This window comes from Serratia sp. CoH_134_PS_4 (assembly GCF_058190535.1).
Map to the genome: position 1 here is coordinate 164651 of NZ_JBXWKI010000004.1, position 22570 is coordinate 187220.

Here is a 22570-nt window from a genome sequence, read left to right on the forward strand (position 1 = left end):
TATGTCTCTAGAAAATGCCTCTCCAGAACTGCAACTGGCGGTAGACCTGATTTACCTGTTGGAATGCAATGAAATCGATCCAGCCACCGCACTGGCGGCGTTGGATATCGTCAAACGGGATTACCAGGAAAAGCTGCAACGCAATGGCGTGACCTCTCCCTACCTGCCCGTCGGGCAGTAAAAAGGGTTCAGCCTGCGCTGAACCCTTGATTCTCATCCCACTACCCTGCCGATACTCCACCTTCCCCCGGTGATAGCGTCCGTTTGACCTCCTGCACTTCATTGCCCTGCTGATTGTGCAAGTACACCTCAAGCTGGTTGAAGGCAATATTGATGTCGTTCTCACGACATAGGCGTTCGATCGAACGGTTCAGTTCATCAACGGTATAGCTGCGGTCACGCAATTCCCGCACATAAAGGCGCAGTTCATGATCCAGCGTGCTGGCGCCAAAATTAAGGAAGAACACCTGCGGTTCTGGATCGGTCATTACCCGTGGATTGTCATGCGCCGCTTTTAACAGCACAGCTTTCACCTTATCCAGATCTGAACCATAGGCCACACCCACTTTGATCAATACGCGGGTGATGGTGTCTGACAGTGACCAGTTGATTAACCGCTCGGTCACAAAGGCTTTGTTCGGGATGATCACCTCCTTGCGGTCAAAGTCGGTGATGGTTGTGGCGCGAATGCGAATTTTGCTGACCGAGCCTGAGAAACTCCCGATAGTAATGGTATCGCCGATGCGGATCGGCCGTTCGAACAGGATGATCAAACCAGAGACAAAGTTGGCGAAAATCTCCTGCAGACCGAACCCTAACCCCACCGTTAAGCCCGCAGCCAACCATTGCAACTTATCCCAAGAGACACCCAGCGATCCGAGTGCGGTCACGGCACCCACGGTGGTAATCAGATAAGTCAGTATGGTGGTAACAGCGTAAGACGTCCCCTGCCGCAACTGCAACCGCGACAACACCACTACCTCCAGTAAGCCAGGTAAGTTGCGGGTCATGACGTAGGCGACGATCACCGCAGCTATCGCGACCATCATGTTGCCCAGCGTCACCGCCTGCGCCACGCTGCTGCCGGCAACAGTCGCGGTATAATGCCAGAGCGTGATGCTGTCCAGATACGATATTACCGTCACCAGATCCGACCAAATACCGTACAAGGCGCTGGCGAAGATAATAAATAGCGCCATTGTGGTCAGACGCAACGACTGTTCGTTGATCTGATCCAGCGCCAAAGGCGGCTCTTCGACCGGCTCGACCCCTTCGGCCCCCTCTTTCTCCTTCGCCAAACTCTGGCGTCGAGCCAACGCACGCCGGTATGCCAACCGTCGCGCCGCAACGCTCAAACCGCGAATAGCGGTCAGATAAACAATGTTCCACAGGAAGAATAAGTAGAGGCTGTCGATCCAGCGGCCAGCCAGACGCAGTGTGGTGTAGAAGTAACCGGCGAACATCAACCCGAGCAAGATTAGCGGCGTCGCTGCAATAGCGGTGACGATCACCAACCGCACCGCATGTGAGCCTTTCTCACGCCAACTGTCGCGACACATTGGGAACACCAGCACGGCTAACAGCGCCAATGTCAGCATCACCACGACCTGGCCAATAACATCTTCCACCAGCCGTAACGGGGCTTTCTCACCCAGCACTGACCAGAAGATCAGCGGCAGCAGTGCCAAGCCCAAACGCACCGTCTGACGCCGGTAGTGTGCACAGAGTTCAACAGAAAAGTTGAAATGCCGCTCGCTAATGCCGCCACGTGCCAATAAGCGGTAGGTAAAACCGAACACCAGCCAGAACATTGCTAGCTGCTGCGACAACGCCCAAATAAAGTCGCTGAGGCCAATATCCGCGCGGTAACACCAAAAACCAGCGCCGAGCAGTAACGCCGACCCCGGCAATACCTTCAGCAGGGTCAAAATAATGGCTTTTGGCGTATGCAATTGGCTGTCGCGCTTTAACTGTCCGACATCATTCGCCAGCTTCTGCAAATGGTTGTCGATCAGCTTATAGCGCCAGCGTAACAGACCCAGTAACAGCAGCAGCGGAATAAGGATGACTAATGAATTCAACCCACCCTGCAGCATTTTGCGGAGGTCTATTTTGAAATCGAGCGCGGCGATTTGATCTTTGACCGCTCCCGGCAATGCTTTCAACCACGCCAAATCGACCGGCTTGTTGCTGTTAACCCAGAAAATCTGCTGGGTTAGCGTATCTCGCAGCGAAGTGTTTACGCTGGTCAACTGTTGCTGATTGATCTGCAAGCTGATCGACTGCGCCAACTGATTACTGAGCTGTTTATTCAACTGATCCAACAGCTCACGCCGCATATCGACGATTTCATTCAAGGCATCAAGCACGTCCGCACTGGCTTTTTCTTTGCTGTCGGCCACCAACTTATTGATGTAGTCATCACCCTTGAACAGATCGTCGCGCTGCTGGTTGATATCAAATTGCTCCAGGCGAAGATCGGCAATGCGTGTCCCCATATCAGCCACCAGCGTTCCTTGCGGCAAACTCTGTTGCTGCTGATACAAAATACGCGACAGCACCAAACTGCCTTTGAGCACCTGGATTTGCTCCTTCAGATTGCGCTCTGCCTGCAAGCCGCGATCGAGCCAGTTCTTTACCCGAATATTCTGTTGGAACAGTACGTTGCTCTCTTCAGTCGCGGCGATTAACCGCTGACTGAGCTGACGGTTAACGTCCAGCTCTTTGCTGACCAATTGATTGTGCTGAATGTCTGTGGCATCTTCCGGGTTCTGTGCTTCTTTTGCGGTTTTTTCCGATAACGTCAACCGCTTACTGTTGACCACTTCTTGCAGGAGTTGCACGTTGTGGTCCAGAGCATCAATATGGGCGGTGGTGTAGTCACGCTGCTTCTGCAACAGATCCTGCAAGGTGGTGTTGGCTTCCAGACTTTTCCGTTGCAGATCAATTTGCGCGTTGAGCAAGGTCTGTTCAGTGGCCAGCATCACCAACTGACTGTCGCGCAATGAGCTCTGACCCGGCGTCTGATCGTTGATTTGATTGCGGATTTCCTGCAGGCGTTGCGAAGCGGTATACATACTGCTTTGTACCCGCTCTGGCTGGGTCTGCAATGAAACGAGTTGGCTGTTATATGTCGACAGGTTTTCCTGCGCTGCCTGCAAGTCGTCGAGCGTCTGATAGAGGCGGGTTTCTAACTGTCGCAGGGAAAGCGGCAGCAGTTCAGCTCTGGCAGCCGCACTGTCTACCGGCGCTTTCAGCGCCTCCAGATCGGTAGTGACCTGCCGCAATTTACCCGGTGCCAATTGCAGCTGCTGTTTAAGCTGAGCCCCATCTTGTTTGCTGCGTTCAATAGCCTCCAGCAGTTCAAGCGTGCGGGTCAAATCCTGCTGGGTCAGTTTATTCACCGGCGTCAGCGTTTTTTGCTTATTCAACGCATCCAGTTGGCTTTGAATTTCGCTGCGTGACGGCAGATCGCCATTCAGTGTGGCATAGGCCGTGGGCTGGCAGACCGCGCAAACCGCGATCAGCAAAAATAGGGCAAGAGTGCGGTAGAGATCCACACCCAGGAACGGGGGTAACGCTGAAAAAAGGCGTTTAACTAACCTGCGATGCATGATTTAGCTTCGAATCAATAAAGAAGCAGAAAGATTATCACGATCGCAGATAGCCAAAGAATAAGAAAAGCATTGCTGGTGATGTACAGATGTACCGGGATCAGAACGTCAGCACTTTCTCGGCCGCCAGCGTCCATTGCGCCAACTCAACCAACGTGCCAATCTCTACGCCATCTGCCAACGGCAGCCGGCTGACACCGCGCGCATCCGCGCAGGTTTTACACAGCTTCACCGGCACCTGCTGCGCAGTGAGAATTTCCAGCATCTGCTGCAAATGGTAGCCTTCATGCGGCTGTTGCCCGGCGAGGCCCGCCACTACCGCATCGGACATCAGGAACAGTTTCAGATTGAGGTCGGTTTGCTGTTCTTTCAGCGCAATCGCCAGGCGTAATGCATTAAATAACGATTCGTGGCCATAGGCGGCGCCATTGGCGATCAACACAACAGATGACATAGTGCTTCTCCTTATAAAGGATGACTTTCGACGCTGCACGGCAGTGCCGCCAGCTCTTCCGGCTTGATACGCAAGGTGGGGCTAAACTGAGCCATTTCGAGGAAAGAATCGATCAGCATCGTGGCTTCTGCTTTCAAGTCAAAGCTCTCCGGCATAAACAGCCAATTTTCCATTAGGCCGGTAATATAGGCGTGCAGGATGATCGCCGCACGGCGGGTATGTAAATCAGCAGGCAGTTGGCCATGGCTCATGCAGTCACGCAGTACCGACTCGATGCGTTCGTAACCAGCCAGGTACAGCACTTTACGCGCTTCCTGCAACGGCATCATTTCACCCACGAACTCGCACTTGTGGAAAACGATTTCCATCAGGGCTCTGCGGCGGCTGTCATCGACCGTAGCCGTCAGAATGTAAATCAGAATTTCTCGTAAAATACGCAGTGGATTCTCGGGGAACTTTGCCTGATACTCTAGTTCGAGATCGCCTATTTTCGACTCTGATAATTCCCAAACTTCGTTAAACAGGTCTACCTTGTTCTTGAAGTGCCAATAAATTGCACCACGCGTAACCCCAGCAGCGGTGGCAATATCTGTCAGTGACGTTGCAGAAACGCCACGTTCAGAGAATTCTTGCACTGCAGCATCAAGTATGTGCTGCCGAGTTTCTAGCGCCTGCTGTTTGGTTTTTCGTGCCATGACGTTGTTTTTTAGGGGGAGTGTGATTTACATACATTCGCGTATGTATGTACCATAGCACGCACATATAATTAACGCAGCAATGGGTTTTAAAGCTTGTGATCCATTGATCATTTTGAAATCGGACACTTGAGGTTTTTCTATGAACAAAAACAGAGGGTTAACGCCTCTGGCGGCAGTTCTGATGCTTTCAGGCAGCTTAATGCTTACAGGATGTAACGATAAAGAAACCCAACAGCAAGGCGCCCAACCACCGGCTCCCGAAGTGGGTGTAGTGACGTTGAAGGCAGAGCCTCTCAACATTACTACCGATCTTCCTGGCCGTACCGCTGCGTATCGTATCGCCGAAGTTCGCCCTCAGGTTAGCGGTATTATCCTGAAACGCAACTTCGTTGAAGGCAGTGATATCAAAGCAGGGTCTTCCCTGTATCAGATCGATCCTGCTACCTATCAGGCAAGCTATGACAGTGCCAAAGGCGATTTGGCCAAAGCACAGGCCAGCGCATCGATCGCGCGCGTCACGGTAAACCGCTATAAACCATTGCTGGGTACCAGTTACATCAGTAAGCAGGATTACGATACCGCTGTCTCCACACTGCAGCAGGCAGAGGCCGCAGTGGTCGCTGCAAAAGCCGCAGTGGAAACCGCACGCATCAATCTTGCTTACACCAAAGTGACTTCACCGATCTCCGGGCGTATCGGCAAATCTGCCGTAACTGAAGGTGCGCTGGTGACTAACGGCCAGACCACTGCCCTGTCCACCGTGCAGCAACTTGATCCGATGTACGTTGACGTCACGCAGTCGAGCAACGACTTCCTGCGCCTGAAGCAAGAACTGGCCAGCGGTGCGCTGAAACAGGAAAACGGTAAAGCCAAGGTGAAACTGCTGCTGGAAAACGGCGTGCAGTACGAGCAGGAAGGCACGCTGGAATTCTCTGACGTCACCGTTGATGAAACCACGGGCTCCATCACTATTCGAGCCATGTTCCCGAACCCGAACGATATCCTGTTGCCGGGCATGTTCGTTCGCGCCCGTCTGGATGAAGGCGTGCGTAGCGATGCGTTGCTGGTTCCACAACAGGGTGTGACACGTAATCCACGTGGCGAAGCGACGGCTCTGGTCGTGGGCGCTGACGACAAAGTCGAAATGCGCACGCTGAAAGCGGATCAGGCGATTGGCGACAAATGGCTGGTTACCGACGGTTTGAAAGCCGGCGACCGCGTGATCGTCACTGGCCAAATGAAAGCCCGCCCAGGCGCTCAGGTAAAAGTGCAGGAAGTTGACACTCAGGCGCAAAAGCAGCCGCAGTCTGAAGCGCAGAAGTCATAAAAAGGAGCCGGTAAGACATGGCTAAGTTCTTTATAGATCGCCCGATTTTCGCCTGGGTAATCGCCATCATCGTCATGTTGGCGGGGGTGCTTGCAATAATGAAACTGCCTATAGCGCAGTATCCAACTATTGCACCACCTGCGGTCAGTATTTCCGCAAACTATCCGGGCGCGGATGCAAAAACGGTTCAGGATACCGTCACTCAGATTATCGAACAGAATATGAACGGTATCGATAATCTGATGTACATGTCCTCCACCAGTGACTCCTCTGGTAGCGTCACCATTACATTGACATTTAACTCTGGCACCGACCCTGATATCGCACAGGTTCAGGTTCAGAACAAACTGTCACTGGCTACACCGCTGCTGCCACAAGAAGTACAGCAGCAGGGCCTGAAAGTTGAAAAATCGAGCAGCAGCTTCCTGATGGTTGCCGGCTTCATTTCCGACGATCCGAGCATGACTCAGGACGATATCGCGGACTATGTGGCCTCTAACATCAAAGACCCTATCAGCCGTTCATCCGGCGTAGGTGAAGTGCAACTGTTTGGTGCCCAGTATGCCATGCGTATCTGGTTGGATCCGAACAAGCTGAACAATTTCCAACTGACCACGACGGATGTGACGTCCGCCATCACCGAGCAGAACAACCAGATCGCCGCAGGGCAGCTGGGTGGGATGCCACCGGTGCCAGGTCAACAACTTAACGCCTCCATCATTGCGCAGACCCGTCTGACCTCTCCAGAAGAGTTCGGTAAAATTCTGCTGAAGGTGAATGCTGACGGTTCTCAGGTTCGCTTGAGCGATGTAGCGCACATTGAACGCGGTGCGGAAAGCTATGCCGTTACGGCGCGTTACAACGGTAAACCTGCTGCAGGCTTGGGTATCAAACTGGCCACGGGTGCCAACGCCCTGAACACCGCGAAAGCGGTTAAAGACGCGTTAACCAAGATGCAACCTTTCTTCCCTCAAGGGATGAAAGTGGTTTACCCGTACGACACGACCCCGTTCGTTAAAATCTCCATTAACGAAGTGGTAAAAACGCTGATCGAAGCCATCATCCTGGTGTTCCTGGTGATGTATTTGTTCCTGCAGAACTTCCGCGCAACGTTGATCCCAACGATTGCGGTACCGGTGGTATTGCTGGGGACCTTCGCTATTCTCGCGGCGTTTGGCTTCTCGATAAACACCCTGACGATGTTCGGCATGGTGCTAGCGATAGGCTTGTTGGTGGATGACGCCATCGTGGTGGTAGAGAACGTCGAGCGTGTGATGTCCGAAGAGGGACTCCCGCCGAAAGAAGCCACCAAGAAATCGATGGAACAGATCCAGGGCGCGTTGGTCGGTATTGCTATGGTGCTGTCAGCGGTATTCGTACCAATGGCATTCTTTGGCGGCTCAACGGGTGCCATTTACCGTCAGTTCTCCATCACTATCGTTTCTGCGATGGCACTGTCAGTCCTGGTTGCGTTGATCCTGACACCCGCGCTGTGCGCCACCATGCTCAAACCGGTGCCGAAGGGCGATCACGGGGTTAAAACCGGCTTCTTCGGTTGGTTTAACCGCATGTTCGAAAAGAGCACCCACCACTACACCGACAGCATCGCGGGCATTCTGCGCAGCACAGGTCGTTATCTGGTGATCTACCTGCTGATCGTCGTCGGTATGGGGCTGTTGTTCCTGCGTCTGCCTTCTTCGTTCCTGCCAGAAGAAGACCAGGGTATTTTGTTAACCATGGTGCAGTTGCCAGCGGGTGCGACCGAAGCACGTACCTCTAAGGTACTGGAAGAAGTCACAGACTACTTCCTGACCAAAGAAAAAGATAACGTGGTTTCTGTGTTTACCGTAGCGGGCTTCGGCTTTAACGGTAATGGTCAGAACAACGGTCTGTCGTTCGTCAGTTTGAAAGACTGGTCCGAGCGTAAAGGTGAGCAAAATAAAGTGCCCGCGATTGCAGGCCGCGCCATGGGTGCGTTCTCGCAAATCAAAGACGGCTTGGTATTCCCGTTCAACTTGCCAGCGATTATCGAACTGGGTACCGCGACCGGTTTCGACTTCCAGCTGATTGATCAGGGTGGCCTGGGCCACGAAAAACTGACTGAAGCACGTAACCAGCTGTTGGGCATGGCAGCCAAGCATCCCGACTTGCTGGTGGGCATGCGTCCAAACGGCCTGGAAGATACGCCGCAGTTCAAGCTGATTATCGACCAAGAGAAAGCCAAGGCGCTGGGTGTCAGCATCACCACCATTAACAGCACGCTGACAACGGCACTGGGTGGTTCGTACGTTAACGACTTCATCGACCGCGGTCGTGTGAAGAAAGTATACGTACAGGCTGACGCACCGTTCCGTATGTTGCCAGAAGACATCAATAAATGGTTTGTTCGTGGCACCAGCGGCCAGATGGTTCCGTTCTCCGCCTTTGCTTCCGCGAAGTGGGAATACGGCTCACCGCGTCTGGAACGTTATAACGGCCTGCCTTCCATGGAGATTCTGGGTCAGGCTGCACCGGGTAAGAGTACCGGTGAAGCAATGAACATGATGGAAGAGTTGTCTTCGAAACTGCCGAGCGGCATTGGTTACGACTGGACCGGTATGTCTTATCAGGAACGTCTGTCCGGTAATCAGGCCCCAGCGCTGTACGCCATCTCGATTTTGGTGGTGTTCCTGTGTCTGGCAGCGTTGTATGAGAGCTGGTCAATTCCGTTCTCGGTTATGCTGGTTCTGCCACTGGGGGTTATCGGTGCGCTGTTGGCAGCGACGATGCGCGGTCTGAACAACGACGTGTACTTCCAGGTGGGGCTGTTGACCACTATAGGTCTGTCGGCGAAGAACGCCATATTGATTGTGGAATTCGCCAAGGATCTGATGGATAAAGAAGGTAAAGGTCTGATAGAAGCCACGTTGGAAGCGGTGCGTATGCGTCTTCGTCCAATTCTGATGACTTCACTGGCCTTCATCCTCGGGGTACTGCCGCTGGTTATCAGTAGCGGTGCAGGCTCCGGTGCACAGAACGCAGTAGGTACCGGCGTGATGGGCGGGATGATTACCGCAACCGTCTTGGCCATCTTCTTTGTTCCGGTCTTCTTCGTGGTGGTTCGTCGCCGCTTCAGCAAGAAGTCTGAGGATGTGGAACACAGCCATCCGGTCGAGCATCACTGATAACACGGTGAGTGCTTACCTCTGAATACAAAGGCCGCTTATGCGGCCTTTTCCTTTTGCTTCATCCGCTTAATGCAAATCACTCTCATTAATTTATCTACAAATGCATTTTGTACTTGATCCGTGATGCCGTGCAGCGCATAATTATTGTTATAGTATAACATTACATTGGAGCGCATCATGAAAGCAGGCATCCACCCAAACTATCGCACCGTCGTGTTCCACGACCTCAGTGCCGATACCTACTTTAAGGTGGGTTCGACGATTAAGACCGACCGCACCATTGAGCTTGAAGGTGAGAGCTGGCCGTACGTCACTCTCGACATCTCTTCCGCTTCTCATCCGTATTACACGGGCAAGCAGAAAGAGTTCTCGAAAGAAGGCAGCACCGCACGCTTCCAGCAGCGTTTTGGCCGCTTCTTTACTGGCAGCAAGTAAAAGGGAATCAATATGCAGGTTTTGAGCTCGTTACGTTCTGCGAAAAATCGCCATCCAGATTGCAAAGTCGTGCGTCGTAAAGGTCGTATCTATGTGATTTGTAAAAGTAACCCACGCTTCAAAGCGGTACAGGGACGTAAGAAAAAACGTAAGTAATGCAGTACCCGCTGTCTGTCGCAAAGCCCCGTTGCTGCTCAACGGGGCTTTTTTTATGGAGAAAGCTGAAACAGCAAAAATGCCCTGCCTGACAGACAGGGCAAATCCGTTATTTCATACTGCCGAGCAGAGTATCGACATTGTGCTTGAACGCCTGCACGTAAGTGGCTGCTGGCCCGTTGGCGTTGGATAAGGCCTCTGGATACAGTTCGCCCCCTGCTTTGGCCCCCGTGGCAGCGGCAATTTGCTTCACCAGGCGTGGATCGGTCTGGTTTTCAATAAAGTAAGCATTAACCTTTTCTTGTTTGATTTGCTTGATCAAACCGGCCACGTCGCTGGCGCTGGCTTCTGCCTCGGTAGAGAAACCGACCGGGGCAAGGAAGGTGACGCCATATTCTTGCCCAAAATAGCCAAAAGCATCATGACTGGTCAGCACCTTACGCTTTTGCTGAGGCACCGCGGCAAATTCTGTTTTTGCCCACAGATCCATCTTTTGCAACTGCTGGATATACTCCGCGCCTCGCTGGCGGAAATAGTTGGCATCTTCAGGGTCTGCCGCAATCAGTGCATTCATCACGTTAGTCGCATACAGCACGCCATTCTTCATACTGTTCCAGGCGTGGGGATCGGTGATTTCCTTACCATCTTCATTCGTCTTCCGCGAATTAACCCCCTGCGATGCCGTAACCACCTGCCCTTTGTACCCTGATGCGCTGACCAGGCGATCGATCCACCCTTCCAAGCCCAGGCCACTGACAAACACCACATCCGCTTGTGAAAGCAGCTTGCTGTCTTTCGGTGACGGCTCAAAACTGTGTGGGTCGCCGTCCGGGCCTACCAATGTAGAGACACTGACATGCTCTCCCCCCACCTGCTTGACGATATCACCGAGGATAGAAAAACTGGCAACGGCGTCAACGGTCTTCGCCATAGCCAATGGGCTGGACAGCAGAGCAGCCACTGCCAGCGATATAGGTAAACGTTTCATACTTTCTCCTTGCACATAGCACTTCTCAACGGCGCGCGAGAGAGTAGATTCCCCCACGCGTCCCAAACAGAATCGAAGCAAAAAAGATTACGCTGGCACTCAGCACGATTGCAGGACCGGCGGGCAATGACGCGTAGTACGACCATTCAAGCCCAATAAAGCTCGAAAGCATGCCGATCCCCATAGCAACCGCCAACATGTGCGGCAGATTGCGCGCCCAAAAACGGGCGCTGGCAGCGGGCAACATCATCAACCCAACCGACATCAGGGTACCGAGGATCTGGAAACCGGCGACCAGGTTGATGACCACCAAAGCCAGAAACATCCCGTGTATCAGCGCCAACCAACGGGGTGCGCTGACGCGTAAAAAGGTGGCGTCAAAAGATTCAATCACCAGCGCACGGTACAATGCGGCTAACACCAGCAGAGAGAAGCTGGTTATCGCCCCCACCATTAAAATGGCATGCGTGTCCACCGCCAGGATCGAACCGAACAACACGTGCAGTAAATCAACGCTGGACCCCCGTAGCGAAACTAAAGTCACCCCCAGAGCCAGAGATCCCAGATAGAAACCTGCAAAACTGGCGTCTTCTTTCAGCAACGTCCGGCGACTGACCAATCCGGACAGCATCGCTACCGCCAACCCGGCAATAAACCCACCGACGCCCATTGCGACCAGCGACATGCCGGAAATCAGATAGCCGATCGCGGCCCCTGGCAGCACCGCGTGAGATAACGCATCACCAACCAGACTCATGCGCCGCAGCAACAGGAAAACCCCTAGCGGTGCGGCGCTCAGCGACAACGCAAAGCAGGCAACCAACGCACGACGCATAAAGCCGAATGAAGCAAAGGGATCAATAAGTGAATCAAGTAACATCATTGCGCCACCGCCATACGACATACCGGTGGGCTGGCGACATTCAACGCGGGGATATGCTCCAACACTCGACCGGCTGCTCCCCAATGGCAGCATTCTGGTGTCAGTAATAACGCTTGAGGGAAATGGTTAGCCACCATCGACATGTCATGCAGTACCGCAATGACGGTTCGCCCTTGTTGATGCAACTGCGCGATCACCTGCAACAACAATTGCGTCGTTGCGCTGTCGATGCCGGTAAAAGGTTCATCCAGTAAAATCAGCGGCGCCTGCTGGACCAGCAGACGTGCGAACAAGACTCGCTGTAGTTGGCCCCCAGAAAGCTCGCCAACCGGGCTATGTGCCATCGCCGTCATACCCACGGTCTCTAACGCTTCAGCAATTTGCAGTACAACGCGTTTGCGCAATCCACCAAACATGCCGCTCTGCGGCCAGCTTCCCATCGCCACCAGATCGCTCACCACGATCGGAAACTGGCGGTCCAATTCAGCCTGTTGCGGCAAATACGCCATCCGCGGTAATGAATGGCCGCTGAAGGACAGACTGCCGTTCTGTAGCGGCAAAAGCCCAGCCAACGTTTTCAGCAACGTGGACTTTCCGGCCCCGTTTACCCCGACAACGGCGGTCAGAGACCCCGTAGCAAAGTGACCACTGAGCGGTGGGAACAGAGGTGCACCACCGTAACCGATCACGGCCTCTTGTAACGTTATCATGGCAATGCCACCGCCCAGAGTATGCCTAGCCAGAGTAAAACCAACAGCAATGCGGCAATGCCACAGCGCAACCCTGCAGAGTCCGTGAACAGTGAATGTAATGACGGCGTAGCGTCATCGTGTGATGTGGATGTCAGTTTCATGGTCAGACGACAGGAAATTAAATTGTTATAGTATAACATCACAAACACTTCAACAGCTCAAGCGCCGACCCGGTGATTAGTGCAACCGAACGTAACAATAAAGTGAGTAACCTGCCGACATGTGACACTTTTTCGAAAACGAGAGCGACTCTTTAGAGGTATGCTGGGTAGCGTCAGGGTTATTAACTGATAAGCAACGTTGGGTTAGTGTAAAAAAGCCTTTAGTTAACGAAAAGTTTACCGACGAAGTGTCCAAAAAGGAGTAAGATAATTAGACGGGAACGCCATAAGGTCAGGCATTAAATGGATCTAATTCTCCACTGTCGAACAATGACGGAAGCACTTTCTGTTAAAAAACTAAAGAAAGCGATCCTCGATAAAATGTCAGAGTTGGAACCGGCATTGACCAGCGGCTTGAGTTTTTATTCAGAAAGTGCGCATTATGCTGAGGGTTCATTAGAGATACTTGATATTCAAGCACTGAGCAACGATAAGTATTCAATGAGTTACCGCTATAAATGGACAATTTTCAATGCCTGTCTGGATATCAACGCCGAGGAATACATCAGCGATAGTGTCACTTTTCGCGTTGCCGAACAGGGACTCATCTTTGACATCATTGATAACTCTCGGCCATCTACAGCAGATGAATTGTAAGTTTACGTAATAACAGCAGGCCAGATGCGAAGAAATGATTTATATTCATTATACGGAAAGTTTATTCTGTCACCTTCATTAAGCTGTCTCCGTCTATGATGTAAATCAGCTTACTCACAGAGTGTTATCAACACCGAAATTAAGACTTACGGAGGGGATGATATGGATGAGTATTCGCCTAAAAGGCACGATATTGCTCAGCTAAAATTCTTGTGCGAAAACCTGTATGATGAAGGCATTGCCACGCTGGGCGACAGCCATCACGGCTGGGTGAACGATCCGACATCTTCCGTCAACCTTCAGCTTAATGAGTTGATAGAACATATTGCTTCGTTTGTGATGAGTTATAAAATTAAATACATGGACGAAAGTGATTTATCGGAGTTAGTCGAAGAGTATCTCGATGATACCTACACGCTGTTCAGCAGTTACGGTATAAATGATTCCGATTTGCGTCGTTGGCAAAAAACCAAGGCGCGATTATTCAGAATGTTCTCAGGAGAGGACATCTGTACGACAATGAAAACTTAGGGGATAATTATCCCCAAATTATTCTTCTCTACGGTTTATAACACCAAAGGTTATCATGACTAAAATTGATTATCTGATGCGTTTACGTAAATGCACCACAATTGACACACTGGAACGCGTCATTGAAAAAAACAAATATGAGCTTTCAGATGATGAGCTTGAGTTGTTTTACTCTGCAGCCGACCATCGCTTGGCTGAGCTCACCATGAATAAACTGTACGATAAAATCCCAACGGCCGTTTGGAAGTTCGTACGATAGTCCCAGCGTAAAATGCGTTGAGCCGATACATTCATCGGCTTCAATGTTCCCCTGCTAGCGTATTTATCTCATTGACTTCCTAGACTTTCATTCGCTTTTGGAATTCTTGCAATAACAATTGGAAACAATCATCAATTAATACCGGATGGTTTCGGTGTGCGCTGCGCATTAACGCCACGGTGCGGCTGAGCATTGGCTGCTGTAGCTGAACCACGGTTAATTCTTCATCATTCAAATGCGTGGTGTAAAGTTGCGGTAAAATTGCCACGGCTAATTTTGAACGCACTAAACCATATAACGTCTCTAAAAAATCCACCTGGTAACGTGCGGTTAAATTCAAACGGTGGCTTTCCGCCAATGCCAACACCAATCTGCTGATATTCCCTTTAGAAAAAACGGCGATATCCCGCCGGGTTAATTGCCGCCACGGTAGGTGATGTGATTCCGCCAGAGGATCGTCACATCGCATGACGACCACAAAGGGGTCTTCCTGCAACGGATATATCTCCAGCGATTCTGGCACCGAGCTATCCAGTGCACCAATACCAAAATCGATTAACCCGTTATCTAACTGTAATAACAGCGAGTCATTTGTTTGATCATGAAACTCGATACGCAGACGGGGAAAGTGCGTCGCCAGCAATTGCGGCACCGCCGGAAATAATAACCCGCTGACTGAAGGCACCAGCCCGATACGCACAGTCCCGTCGCCACCTGCCAACATAATACGCTGCATATCGTCAAACGCGGCCTGCGCCACATTCAGCAGCCGTTCAGCATGTGGCAAGATAGCCGCGCCCTGTTCAGTTAAGGTCACCGCCGAGGCGGTGCGATTCACCAACTTGCCCCCTAACACCAACTCTATCTGCCGCAGCGCACTGCTCAATGCCGGCTGACTGATAGCCAGTCGGTTTGCCGTATCGGTAAAATGCCGCAACCTCGCCAAAGTAACGAAATATTGGATCTGTTTCAGAGAAAGCGCGGGCAACCGGCGCCAGGGTTCAGACATGTCAGGTTTCCGTCAGCCAACAAAGTAAACGTTTGCGACAGCATAAACGTTTCTTATCAGGCGATAAATTAAATCATCTGTGCAAAGCCCGTACGCCCGCCTAGAGTAACAACCCTGTCATTATGCCGGGTAATCACCATGACCACTCATTGCACCAGCACGGGCGAACGCCAGCGTGCGGTGAAAGCCGCACTAGGCCAACATCCTTTTGATTTACTGCTGACAAACGCTGCACTCATTGACATGGCAACCGGTGAGGTTCGCCACGTTGATGTCGGCATCGTTGGCTCGCTGATTGCCAGCGTTCACCCTTGCACCACAATGACTGACGCCTTGCTGACACAGGATTTGGCTGGTGCGTATCTGAGCCCTGGGTTGATCGATACCCATGTGCATGTTGAGAGCTCGCACTTGCCACCAGAACGCTATGCTGAGATCGTCGTCGCCCAGGGGACCACAACGATCTTCTGGGATCCGCACGAACTGGCCAACGTGCTCGGCGTTGCTGGCGTGCGTTATGCCGTTGATGCCAGCCGAGGCTTACCGCTCCGGGTGATTTGCGCTGCGCCCTCAAGCGTACCTTCCACACCAGGATTAGAAATGTCCGGGGCCGACTTTGGCGGCCAGGAGATGGAAACCATGCTGGCATGGCCGGAGGTCGGCGGCGTTGCCGAAGTCATGGATATGCATGGCGTACTCAACGGCAGCGACCGTATGCTCGAGATCCTTAATGCCGGGTTAAACAGCGGTAAGTTGATTGAAGGACATGCACGTGGATTGAGCGGTGCTCAACTACAAGCTTACCTGGCCGCAGGTGTTACTTCTGACCACGAACTGACCTCAGGGGCAGATGCGCTGGAAAAATTACGCGCAGGTCTGACGTTAGAAATAAGAGGCTCTCACCCTTACCTGCTGCCGGAGATCGTCGCAGCACTGAAAACGCTCCCGCATCTGTCCTCACAAGTCACAGTGTGCACCGACGATGTACCACCCGATATGCTGTTGGAAAAAGGCGGCATCGTGGCATTGCTTAATATGTTGATCGAACAAGGGTTACCGGCGACTGATGTGTTACGCATGGCTACGCTCAATGCCGCCATCCGCTTGCAGCGTAACGATCTTGGGCTGATTGCCGCAGGCCGTATCGCAGATCTGGTGGTATTCGATTCGCTGGAACACCTTCATGCCCGGCAGGTTTACGTCGCAGGAAAGCTGATGGCACAAGACGGCAAAATGCTGGCTCCCCTCAACGCTAACCCGGATGTCACGGCTCCGCGTAACACCTTGCAGCTGCAACCGCGAGTTGCAGACGATTTCATCCTGAAGGTTCCTGCGATCCGCCATGGCCAAGCGACTCTGCGCCACATCAAGGGTGCCCGTTTTACCCAGTGGGGAGAAAAAACGGTCGAAGTACGTGACGGTAACGTACAGATTCCAGAGGGTTTTAGCCTGATTTGGGTTCAGCATCGTCATGGACGTCACCAAGCCACGCCACAACTGGCGCTACTGGAAGGTTGGGGTGAACTGCGTGGCGCTATCGCCACCAGCTATTCGCATGATTCACACAATCTCGTGGTGCTGGGCCGCGATCCTGCCGACATGGCACTGGCCGCCAATACCCTCATCACCACGGGCGGCGGCATGGCCTTAAGTCAAAACGGCAAGATCCTGGCACAGGTGGCGATGCCGATTGCCGGAATGCTTTCGGATCTACCTGCCAGCGAATTGGCACAACAGTTTAAAAACCTGCGCGCCATGAGCGCACTGATAGCTGACTGGGAGCCGCCTTACCGGGTTTTCAAAGCAATAGAAGGCACCTGTCTGGCATGCAACGCCGGACCACACCTGACCGATCTCGGCCTGACTGACGGCACAACGCGCCAGATTGTCGATCCACTGATCGCCTGCTGGGAAACACCAGCATAAACACAAACATAATAACAACAGATAACCTATAGATTTCAAGCTACGGCCAGCCGTTCAACATGAAATACGATAGGTATAGCGACGGGAGATTGCCATTATGGCAGAAAATTCAGTACCTGCTCCAACACCAGGGAGCTGGCTGCAGCGGCGTTTTCAACTGCACGCGCGGCAAAGTAATGTCAAAACCGAATGCCTGGCCGGGATCACCGGTTTTCTGGCTGCGGCCTATCTGCTGGTCGTGATCCCCGGGTTACTGGCTGTCGGAGGCATGGATAAAGGCGCCGTCACCACAGGCACCATTCTGGTGTTCGTGCTGGGTACCTTGCTGATGGCATTTTACGGCAATCTGCCGTTTATTGTTGGGCCGGGTATCGGTGGTTCGGTGCTGGTCGGTGTGACATTGGCAGGCAGTGAAGGCATTAGTTGGCAAATTGGTCTGGGTATCGCTTGTTGGTCCGGCATTTTATTTTTTGTCCTGACCCGGCTAGGGCTACGTGAAGTGGTCACCCGTTCGGTACCACAGTCGATCAAGCTTGGGCTAACGGCCTCGATCGGGCTGTTTGTTGCAATACTGGGGTTCCGCAACGCCGGGCTGGTACTGGCCAACGCAAAATCCAACGCGCTAATGCTGGGGGACTTCACTGCGCCCGGTGCATTGATTGCGCTGTGTGGCCTGTTTTTAGCGATTGCTCTGCAGGCCCGCCGCATCCCCGGCGCTATTCTCTGGGCGATCCTGGTCGCTACTCTGGTCGGCATCCCATTCGGCGTCACGCATTTGCCAACCAGCCTGATGGCCATGCCGCATTCATTGGCTCCGGTACTCGGCCATGTCGATCTGGTCGGCGCATTGAATATTGCCTTCTTACCCTATCTGTTCGTGTTTTTCGCTTCGGAGTTTTTCTCAACCATGGGCACGACGCTGGCTGTGGGGGGTGAGGCCGGATTGTTGGACGAGCACGGCAATATGCCGCACATCAACCGACCATTCATGGTGGACTCTATTGCCGCAGCCCTCGGTCCCTGTGTCGGTATTCCTGCTGCCACAGCGCTGATCGAGTCCTCTGCAGCGGCTGAAGCCGGCGGAAAAACCGGGCTAACCGCACTGGCGGCGGCAGTGATGTTTTTACTGATGCTGCTGTTCACACCGGTTGCCCTGATGATCCCGAAAGAAGCCACTGCACCAGCGCTGATTTTGATCGGCCTGAATATGTTCAGCGGGCTGCGCAAAGTCGACTTAGCCAACTTTACCGACGGCTTGCCGGTACTGATGATGGTAATGATCACATTGATCGCCAACAGCTTTGGCACAGGCATCGCAGGTGGGTTGTTGTTTTATATTATTATCAAGGTGATTGCCGGTAAGTGGCGTGAAGTACCTGTAGGTCTTTATCTGCTGGCGATCCCACTGGCGTACTACTTCGCCACGCTGGTTAGGCACTGATGTGGAAAAGCTGGCGAGCAGTCGGCGCCGGCAGTATTCCTGCTGCGACATTATTAGCCTGGCAATGGCAAACGAGCGGGATGAAGGTTAAAGAGGCTGGCGTGACGCTGAAATTGGTGGAGGCCCTGCCAGCTACATCCCGGCACACACGTCACCTGCTACGGCTGCTTCCTTCCGGATCTGACCGAGTTCACAAGTTAGTGTTGCGGGAGAACCAACAGGGCCCCCATTGACGGCTTCTGTACTCTGAAGCGGTGGGCATTATCGGCTATGCCCCGCCAAATAGCAAGCCAACCCCGGCCAACCGCTGTTTTCTTACCCACCTCGCCTGTGGCACACTCTTCGCTTGGGATTTTACTCGCGCAGGAAGACACTATGGAACCAGAAGACGCCTCCTTCAGCCAACGCGTATTCCACGTGGTGGCCGCCATCCCCTATGGTAAGGTCACGACCTATGGAGAAGTCGCACAGCTGGCCGGCTCACCGCGTGCAGCTCGGCAAGTCGGCGGCGTACTCAGACGTTTGCCTGAAGGCAGCAGCCTCCCTTGGCACCGGGTCATTAACCGGCACGGGCAAATATCGCAGCAGGGAGAGGATTTCCAACGCCAGCGGCAGGCATTGCTTGAGGAGGGGATTATCTTCGGCAAACACAGCACGATTGATCTGCAGGTGTACGGCTGGCGCTGGTAGTAACAAAACAGCCTTTGGCCAGAGCGCAAAGGCTGTTCATCGTTTACTGCTTCAGACTTGCCGGGTTATGGCATCGTTGTCGGGGCAGCCTGTGCGGCCATGCCCTGCACCGGAACCATCACCAAGTCAGCACGGGTGCCGTTACGATTCACCACTTCCTGAATGGTGTCGGTAATGAACATCATCCGACCATTTAAGGTAATTGCCGCACTCAGGATAATGCGCGCATTAGGCTGTATATCGGACGGATTGTACGGCAGTACAAAATTAAACGGAGCCTGTTTGCCCTCGGTGCGAACGGCACGCTGGGCAATCACTTTAGATGGCGCATCCGCCAGTGAGGCATCAGAGAGCGTAACGGTCAGTACCGCATCCGGCGGCAGCGCTATGCGCTGGCGAATGTTAACCGAACCAGTCACCGCCGGGCCCTGAATCTGCGTTTGCGCAATCGCTGCGTTTCCCGCGGTCGGTGTGGGCACTTTCGCGCTCTTTTGGGCACAGCCCGCCAGGGCGATCGTTAATGCTGTTGCTCCACCTACGATTTGCCAGAGTTTCATGGATCGGTCTCCTTTTTTATTATCAACATGTTGGTGGCTTTCACCACCGCACTCATTAAACTTAGCACAAAATACTGAAAAATCCATTTAGTCCTGCCTATTAATCATTTAGCCCTCTAATAACGCTCAGTATTCAGTCCATTTTCCCTGCGCTTTAACGCAATATATTGACGTCTTGCCGTGATATTCCGCACACTGCTCAAAATGATTATAAAAGGGTAGTAACTTTATGAGCCAGGCACTGCAAAACCTCCTTGATCTGCTGGATCTGGAGAAAATTGAAGAAGGGTTGTTCCGTGGTCAAAGCGAAGACCTGGGACTACGTCAGGTATTCGGTGGCCAAGTCGTTGGCCAGGCACTGTATGCTGCCAAGCAAACCGTGCCGGCTGAGCGCAGCGTGCATTCATTCCACAGCTATTTCCTGCGCCCCGGCGACAGCAGTAAGCCGATTATTTATGACGTGGAAATCCTGCGTGACGGCAACAGCTTTAGCGCCCGCCGCGTCAGCGCTATCCAGCACGGCAAACCGATCTTCTATATGACGGCCTCTTTCCAAAGCCCAGAAGAAGGGTTTGAGCACCAGAACACCATGCCAGATGTGCCGCCTCCGGAAGGATTGATGTCTGAATCGGAGATTGCCCAGAAGCTGTCGCACATGTTGCCGGATAAAGTGCGCGAGAAGTTTATCGGCCAGAAACCGATTGAAATGCGCCCGGTCAAATTCCATAACCCATTGAAAGGCAGCGTGGAAGAACCGCACCGCTACGTGTGGTTCCGCGCCAATGGCACCATGCCGGACGATCTGCGTATCCATCAGTATTTGCTCGGCTATGCGTCTGACTTCAACTTCCTGCCAACCGCGCTACAGCCGCACGGCGTCGGGTTCCTGGAACCGGGCATGCAGGTCGCGACGATCGACCACTCAATGTGGTTCCACCGTCCATTCCGCATGGATGACTGGTTGCTGTACGTGGTGGAAAGCCCTTCTGCTTCCGGCGCCCGTGGCTTTGTACGCGGCCAATTCTATACCCGTGATGGCCAGTTGGTTGCGACGACGGTTCAGGAAGGCGTGATCCGCCAACGCGAAGCCTAATCGCCCACCAAAGAAAAAGGGCGATGTCACCATCGCCCTTTTTGCATCATCATTATTTTTCGAGTTATTTAGCGCACTGCCCTTCTTCAAGGCTTATTGGTTGTAGGCACTCTCGCCATGGCTGTTGACGTCCAGACCTTCGCGCTCCTGCTCTTCCGGCACGCGCAGACCGACAATAGCCCCTGCCACTTTGAAAGCGATAAAGGCAGCCACTCCAGACCAGACCAGGGTTATCACGACACTCAACAACTGGATCCACACCTGATGGCCCATAGTAACGCCTTCTGCGTAGCCCGTACCGCCCAGCGAAGCAGAGGTGAACACACCTGTCAGCAGACAGCCGACGATGCCACACACGCCATGCACGCCGAACACGTCACAGGTATCATCAACTTTCAGCCATTTTTTCAGCGTGACCACACCCCACAGACCGGCAATGCCGCCGACCAGGCCGATAATCAACGCCCCGCCAACACCCACGGTGCCCGCAGCCGGTGTTATCGCAACCAGCCCGGCGATCATGCCGGAACAAGCACCCAACAGTGAAGGTTTGCCACGCACAATCCACTCAGCGAAGGTCCATGAGAGAATCGCGCCCGCAGTAGCCACCACGGTATTCAGGAACGCCAGGGCCGCAACACCGTTAGCCGCGCTGGCAGAACCGGCGTTAAAGCCAAACCAACCGATGTACAGGATGGACGCACCGGTAAACACCATTGGCAAGTTGTGCGGCTTGAAGGCTTCTTTACCGAAACCCGCGCGCTTGCCCAGCAGGTAAGCGCCAATCAGGCCAGCACTGGCCGCGTTGATGTGCACGACGGTACCACCGGCAAAGTCCAGTGCACCATCTGTAGCGAGCAAACCACCGCCCCACACCATATGGGCAATTGGCAGGTAAGAAATGGTGAACCAAATTGCCGCGAAGATCACTACCGCAGAGAAACGGATTCGTTCGGCAAAGCCCCCCACAACCAGCGCAACGGTAATACAGGCAAATGAGCACTGGAATGCCACGTGGATCATTTGGTTAAAGGTGCCGGTAACGCTGTCGATGCCAATGCCCTTAAGCATCGCCGTCTGGAAGCCACCGAAGAACGCATTGCCTTCGCTGAAAGCCAGACTGTAGCCATAAAGCACCCATAACACGCACACCAATGCGAAGGTGACTGTCACTTGGGTCAACATGGAAAGCACGTTCTTGGAACGCAGCAAACCGCCGTAAAACAACGCGACGCCCGGCAAGGTCATGAACAGCACCAAAGCGGTGCAAATCATCATGAAGGCGTTGTCAGCCTTGTCTGCGACCGCCGGAGCGGCCAGGGCCAAAGAAGGAACCATGGTTACCGTACTCAGGCCCAACATGGATAAAAGTTTTTTCATTATCAATCCATCCCCATTACTTTACTGAGCCTGTGATTACAGTGCTGCTTCATCTGTTTCGCCGGTGCGAATGCGAATGACACGTTGCAATTCGGCAACGAAAATTTTGCCGTCACCTATTTTGCCGGTGTAGGCCGCTTTACTAATGACATCAACCACTTCATCTAACTGGTCGTCAGCGATAGCAATGTCGATTTTTACTTTGGGTAAGAAGTTGACGCTGTACTCGGCTCCGCGATACAGCTCAGCATGCCCTTTCTGACGACCAAAGCCTTTCACTTCGCTTACGGTCAGCCCCTGAATACCTACAGAGGATAGGGCTTCACGCACGTCCTCCAGCTTGAATGGTTTAATCACCACGGTCACCAGCTTCATATTGCCTCTCCACGAATTAAGCCCAAACTCACCCCGGGTACGAGTCTTATAAAGCAAAGGCTATGCCACAAATGATT

23 protein-coding genes and 1 other RNA gene are annotated in these 22570 nt (G+C 52.9%); 12 read left to right on the forward strand and 12 right to left on the reverse strand.

Annotated elements, in window-relative coordinates; translation table 11 throughout:
- Position 1: 1 nt before the first annotated feature.
- Positions 2–181, forward strand: coding sequence for a pleiotropic regulatory protein RsmS (gene rsmS / locus AC2FCQ_RS09125; protein ID WP_020825528.1), 180 nt, complete (start codon positions 2–4; stop codon positions 179–181).
- Positions 182–221: 40 nt separating this feature from the next.
- Here rsmS and mscK read toward each other — a convergent pair whose 3' ends face one another.
- The 3 genes from mscK to acrR all read right to left on the reverse strand — a co-directional run bounded on the left by mscK (position 222) and on the right by acrR (position 4763).
- On the reverse strand, positions 222–3614 hold the full coding sequence (gene mscK, locus AC2FCQ_RS09130; protein ID WP_490308080.1) for a mechanosensitive channel MscK: 3393 nt from the start codon (positions 3612–3614) through the stop codon (positions 222–224).
- 100 nt (positions 3615–3714) lie between these two features.
- Positions 3715–4068 carry a DsrE/DsrF/TusD sulfur relay family protein gene (locus AC2FCQ_RS09135; RefSeq protein WP_209636492.1) on the reverse strand — a complete coding sequence of 118 codons (354 nt, stop codon included), beginning with the start codon at positions 4066–4068 and terminating at the stop codon, positions 3715–3717.
- 11 nt (positions 4069–4079) lie between these two features.
- A complete protein-coding gene (gene acrR / locus AC2FCQ_RS09140) occupies positions 4080–4763 on the reverse strand; it encodes a multidrug efflux transporter transcriptional repressor AcrR (RefSeq protein WP_209636494.1) in 684 nt (227 codons plus the stop codon).
- Positions 4764–4905: 142 nt separating this feature from the next.
- On the opposite strand from acrR, the gene sdeX reads away from it, so the two are divergent.
- The 4 genes from sdeX (at position 4906) to ykgO (ending at position 9851) form a co-directional block, all read left to right on the forward strand.
- Positions 4906–6093 carry a multidrug efflux RND transporter periplasmic adaptor subunit SdeX gene (gene sdeX, locus AC2FCQ_RS09145; protein WP_209636496.1) on the forward strand — a complete coding sequence of 396 codons (1188 nt, stop codon included), beginning with the start codon at positions 4906–4908 and terminating at the stop codon, positions 6091–6093.
- A gap of 17 nt (positions 6094–6110) precedes the next feature.
- Positions 6111–9257, forward strand: a complete 3147-nt coding sequence (gene sdeY, locus AC2FCQ_RS09150; RefSeq protein ID WP_209636498.1) for a multidrug efflux RND transporter permease subunit SdeY — start codon at positions 6111–6113, stop codon at positions 9255–9257.
- A gap of 180 nt (positions 9258–9437) precedes the next feature.
- Complete coding sequence (locus tag AC2FCQ_RS09155; protein ID WP_037425248.1) at positions 9438–9695, forward strand: type B 50S ribosomal protein L31; 258 nt, start codon at positions 9438–9440, stop codon at positions 9693–9695.
- A 12-nt stretch (positions 9696–9707) separates the two neighbouring features.
- Positions 9708–9851, forward strand: coding sequence for a type B 50S ribosomal protein L36 (ykgO, locus tag AC2FCQ_RS09160; protein WP_037425251.1), 144 nt, complete (start codon positions 9708–9710; stop codon positions 9849–9851).
- A gap of 109 nt (positions 9852–9960) precedes the next feature.
- Here the strand turns inward: ykgO and AC2FCQ_RS09165 are convergent, their stop codons facing one another.
- From AC2FCQ_RS09165 to AC2FCQ_RS09180, 4 genes are read right to left on the reverse strand one after another with little or no spacing between them, the layout of a single operon-like run.
- Complete coding sequence (locus AC2FCQ_RS09165) at positions 9961–10839, reverse strand: metal ABC transporter solute-binding protein, Zn/Mn family (RefSeq protein ID WP_490308081.1); 879 nt, start codon at positions 10837–10839, stop codon at positions 9961–9963.
- 25 nt (positions 10840–10864) lie between these two features.
- Positions 10865–11722: a metal ABC transporter permease gene (locus AC2FCQ_RS09170; protein WP_265554563.1), complete on the reverse strand. Its 858-nt coding sequence runs from the start codon at positions 11720–11722 to the stop codon at positions 10865–10867.
- A complete protein-coding gene (locus AC2FCQ_RS09175; protein WP_209636504.1) occupies positions 11719–12432 on the reverse strand; it encodes a metal ABC transporter ATP-binding protein in 714 nt (237 codons plus the stop codon). Before AC2FCQ_RS09175 ends, AC2FCQ_RS09170 begins: the two co-directional genes overlap by 4 nt.
- Positions 12429–12614 carry a hypothetical protein gene (locus AC2FCQ_RS09180; protein WP_490308082.1) on the reverse strand — a complete coding sequence of 62 codons (186 nt, stop codon included), beginning with the start codon at positions 12612–12614 and terminating at the stop codon, positions 12429–12431. Before AC2FCQ_RS09180 ends, AC2FCQ_RS09175 begins: the two co-directional genes overlap by 4 nt.
- Before the next feature lie 291 nt (positions 12615–12905).
- Between AC2FCQ_RS09180 and AC2FCQ_RS09185 the strand changes: the two genes are divergently transcribed.
- The 3 genes from AC2FCQ_RS09185 (at position 12906) to hha (ending at position 14022) form a co-directional block, all read left to right on the forward strand.
- Positions 12906–13232, forward strand: a complete 327-nt coding sequence (locus tag AC2FCQ_RS09185) for a hypothetical protein (protein WP_265554883.1) — start codon at positions 12906–12908, stop codon at positions 13230–13232.
- A gap of 162 nt (positions 13233–13394) precedes the next feature.
- Positions 13395–13763 carry an Hha toxicity modulator TomB gene (gene tomB, locus AC2FCQ_RS09190; protein WP_004940312.1) on the forward strand — a complete coding sequence of 123 codons (369 nt, stop codon included), beginning with the start codon at positions 13395–13397 and terminating at the stop codon, positions 13761–13763.
- Between the two features lie 55 nt (positions 13764–13818).
- Entirely contained in the window at positions 13819–14022 is a 204-nt protein-coding gene (gene hha, locus AC2FCQ_RS09195) for a hemolysin expression-modulating protein Hha (RefSeq protein ID WP_044548719.1), read from the forward strand.
- Positions 14023–14101: 79 nt separating this feature from the next.
- Here hha and AC2FCQ_RS09200 read toward each other — a convergent pair whose 3' ends face one another.
- Positions 14102–15031: a LysR family transcriptional regulator gene (locus AC2FCQ_RS09200; protein ID WP_209636506.1), complete on the reverse strand. Its 930-nt coding sequence runs from the start codon at positions 15029–15031 to the stop codon at positions 14102–14104.
- 138 nt (positions 15032–15169) lie between these two features.
- Here AC2FCQ_RS09200 and AC2FCQ_RS09205 point away from each other — a divergent pair, with 138 nt between their 5' ends.
- Positions 15170–16957 carry an adenine deaminase gene (locus AC2FCQ_RS09205; protein WP_490308083.1) on the forward strand — a complete coding sequence of 596 codons (1788 nt, stop codon included), beginning with the start codon at positions 15170–15172 and terminating at the stop codon, positions 16955–16957.
- Positions 16958–17054: 97 nt separating this feature from the next.
- Entirely contained in the window at positions 17055–18398 is a 1344-nt protein-coding gene (locus AC2FCQ_RS09210; protein WP_209636510.1) for an NCS2 family permease, read from the forward strand.
- A 123-nt stretch (positions 18399–18521) separates the two neighbouring features.
- Here AC2FCQ_RS09210 and ffs read toward each other — a convergent pair.
- An RNA gene (gene ffs, locus AC2FCQ_RS09215) (signal recognition particle sRNA small type) lies at positions 18522–18618 on the reverse strand.
- Between the two features lie 155 nt (positions 18619–18773).
- Here ffs and AC2FCQ_RS09220 point away from each other — a divergent pair.
- Complete coding sequence (locus tag AC2FCQ_RS09220) at positions 18774–19088, forward strand: MGMT family protein (RefSeq protein ID WP_245209923.1); 315 nt, start codon at positions 18774–18776, stop codon at positions 19086–19088.
- Between the two features lie 65 nt (positions 19089–19153).
- On the opposite strand, the gene AC2FCQ_RS09225 is transcribed toward AC2FCQ_RS09220, so the two are convergent.
- Positions 19154–19645 (reverse strand): YbaY family lipoprotein, encoded by a 492-nt coding sequence (locus AC2FCQ_RS09225; protein ID WP_209636512.1) that lies wholly within the window; start codon positions 19643–19645, stop codon positions 19154–19156.
- A gap of 229 nt (positions 19646–19874) precedes the next feature.
- On the opposite strand from AC2FCQ_RS09225, the gene tesB reads away from it, so the two are divergent.
- Entirely contained in the window at positions 19875–20738 is an 864-nt protein-coding gene (tesB, locus tag AC2FCQ_RS09230; RefSeq protein WP_209636514.1) for an acyl-CoA thioesterase II, read from the forward strand.
- 93 nt (positions 20739–20831) lie between these two features.
- Here tesB and amtB read toward each other — a convergent pair whose 3' ends face one another.
- The gene (gene amtB, locus AC2FCQ_RS09235) at positions 20832–22118 is read right to left on the reverse strand and encodes an ammonium transporter AmtB (protein WP_209636515.1); all 1287 of its coding nucleotides are present in this window, start codon (positions 22116–22118) and stop codon (positions 20832–20834) included.
- Positions 22119–22154: 36 nt separating this feature from the next.
- Complete coding sequence (glnK, locus tag AC2FCQ_RS09240) at positions 22155–22493, reverse strand: P-II family nitrogen regulator (protein ID WP_012005549.1); 339 nt, start codon at positions 22491–22493, stop codon at positions 22155–22157.
- Between the last annotated feature and the right edge of the window lie 77 nt (positions 22494–22570).

Coding starts and splice junctions, on each gene's coding strand:
- amtB (WP_209636515.1), bottom strand. CDS start 22,118: ATGAAAAAACTTTTATCCATGTTGGGCCTGAGTACGGTAACCATGGTT.
- acrR (WP_209636494.1), bottom strand. CDS start 4,763: ATGGCACGAAAAACCAAACAGCAGGCGCTAGAAACTCGGCAGCACATA.
- AC2FCQ_RS09185 (WP_265554883.1), top strand. CDS start 12,906: ATGACGGAAGCACTTTCTGTTAAAAAACTAAAGAAAGCGATCCTCGAT.
- glnK (WP_012005549.1), bottom strand. CDS start 22,493: ATGAAGCTGGTGACCGTGGTGATTAAACCATTCAAGCTGGAGGACGTG.
- AC2FCQ_RS09220 (WP_245209923.1), top strand. CDS start 18,774: ATGGAACCAGAAGACGCCTCCTTCAGCCAACGCGTATTCCACGTGGTG.
- sdeY (WP_209636498.1), top strand. CDS start 6,111: ATGGCTAAGTTCTTTATAGATCGCCCGATTTTCGCCTGGGTAATCGCC.
- AC2FCQ_RS09165 (WP_490308081.1), bottom strand. CDS start 10,839: ATGAAACGTTTACCTATATCGCTGGCAGTGGCTGCTCTGCTGTCCAGC.
- AC2FCQ_RS09200 (WP_209636506.1), bottom strand. CDS start 15,031: ATGTCTGAACCCTGGCGCCGGTTGCCCGCGCTTTCTCTGAAACAGATC.
- AC2FCQ_RS09175 (WP_209636504.1), bottom strand. CDS start 12,432: ATGATAACGTTACAAGAGGCCGTGATCGGTTACGGTGGTGCACCTCTG.
- tomB (WP_004940312.1), top strand. CDS start 13,395: ATGGATGAGTATTCGCCTAAAAGGCACGATATTGCTCAGCTAAAATTC.
- mscK (WP_490308080.1), bottom strand. CDS start 3,614: ATGCATCGCAGGTTAGTTAAACGCCTTTTTTCAGCGTTACCCCCGTTC.
- hha (WP_044548719.1), top strand. CDS start 13,819: ATGACTAAAATTGATTATCTGATGCGTTTACGTAAATGCACCACAATT.
- AC2FCQ_RS09205 (WP_490308083.1), top strand. CDS start 15,170: ATGACCACTCATTGCACCAGCACGGGCGAACGCCAGCGTGCGGTGAAA.
- sdeX (WP_209636496.1), top strand. CDS start 4,906: ATGAACAAAAACAGAGGGTTAACGCCTCTGGCGGCAGTTCTGATGCTT.
- AC2FCQ_RS09170 (WP_265554563.1), bottom strand. CDS start 11,722: ATGATGTTACTTGATTCACTTATTGATCCCTTTGCTTCATTCGGCTTT.
- ykgO (WP_037425251.1), top strand. CDS start 9,708: ATGCAGGTTTTGAGCTCGTTACGTTCTGCGAAAAATCGCCATCCAGAT.
- AC2FCQ_RS09210 (WP_209636510.1), top strand. CDS start 17,055: ATGGCAGAAAATTCAGTACCTGCTCCAACACCAGGGAGCTGGCTGCAG.
- AC2FCQ_RS09155 (WP_037425248.1), top strand. CDS start 9,438: ATGAAAGCAGGCATCCACCCAAACTATCGCACCGTCGTGTTCCACGAC.
- AC2FCQ_RS09135 (WP_209636492.1), bottom strand. CDS start 4,068: ATGTCATCTGTTGTGTTGATCGCCAATGGCGCCGCCTATGGCCACGAA.
- AC2FCQ_RS09225 (WP_209636512.1), bottom strand. CDS start 19,645: ATGAAACTCTGGCAAATCGTAGGTGGAGCAACAGCATTAACGATCGCC.
- tesB (WP_209636514.1), top strand. CDS start 19,875: ATGAGCCAGGCACTGCAAAACCTCCTTGATCTGCTGGATCTGGAGAAA.
- AC2FCQ_RS09180 (WP_490308082.1), bottom strand. CDS start 12,614: ATGTTATACTATAACAATTTAATTTCCTGTCGTCTGACCATGAAACTG.
- rsmS (WP_020825528.1), top strand. CDS start 2: ATGTCTCTAGAAAATGCCTCTCCAGAACTGCAACTGGCGGTAGACCTG.